Source organism: Pseudomonas floridensis (assembly GCF_002087235.1).
GTDB classification, from domain to species: Bacteria; Pseudomonadota; Gammaproteobacteria; order Pseudomonadales; family Pseudomonadaceae; genus Aquipseudomonas; species Aquipseudomonas floridensis.
Map to the genome: position 1 here is coordinate 1 of NZ_MUIO01000267.1, position 680 is coordinate 680.

General features: G+C 59.9%; 2 protein-coding genes. Both read right to left on the bottom strand.

The annotated features are described in order from the left end of the window. Positions 1 to 254: BRO-N domain-containing protein (locus tag BZK31_RS28810; protein ID WP_482822375.1), on the bottom strand; the 254-nt coding region annotated here is incomplete at its 3' end. Between the two features lie 283 nt (positions 255 to 537). Then, positions 538 to 680, bottom strand: a 143-nt coding sequence (locus BZK31_RS28815; protein WP_482822376.1) for a magnesium chelatase subunit ChlI family protein, incomplete at its 5' end; no start/stop codon positions are given.

Consider the following 680-nt stretch of genomic DNA (forward strand, 5'->3'; position numbering starts at 1 on the left):
CGGCACTGCGTCAGAGCGCCTGACTCACTCACCATCAACGTCTTCTGCGCTTTGCCATAACGCTCCAGCCACAAGGTCTTGCGCTGATCGGGCGCGAGCTTGCGTGCCCGGAACCCGTCGAGAAACATCCCCATTAGAATGCCCAGATCGCAGGCGCAGAACCAGGTCTGGTCTTGCAGGCGAATGGCGTGCAGGTGGGCTTTGTGGCGGGTGAAGAGGGGGGCGATGTGGGGCGGGTTGACGTGCTTATCCATAGGGCAGAAGTCCATTTTTGAAAAACGATTCCGCAAACTTTCCGTCGCCAAACGGATAGGTGGCGGCTGTGTGCAGGTTGGCGAACCGGTTGGATACCCGGCAGACCCGACGGTCTCCCACACACAGCGAACATCAAGCCTTGGCTTGGTCTGCAGAAGCTTGAAGGGGCAGTGTAGTGGTCAACTGATCCCGGACACGACGTTAAGTTTTCTCGGCCTGAGCCGGTGGCAGCCCGCCATTAAATGGGTGCAGTCGAATCCAGTTGTACCGGTGCATGCCCTCTCACCCACTCGCAGGTCGATACTGCAACGCCTCCGCCAGATGACCGCGATTGATCGCCTCCACCTGATCCAGATCCGCCAGGGTCCGCGCCACTTTCAGCAGCCGATGCGCCGAGCGCAGTGACAGCGTCAAGCGTTCGCATG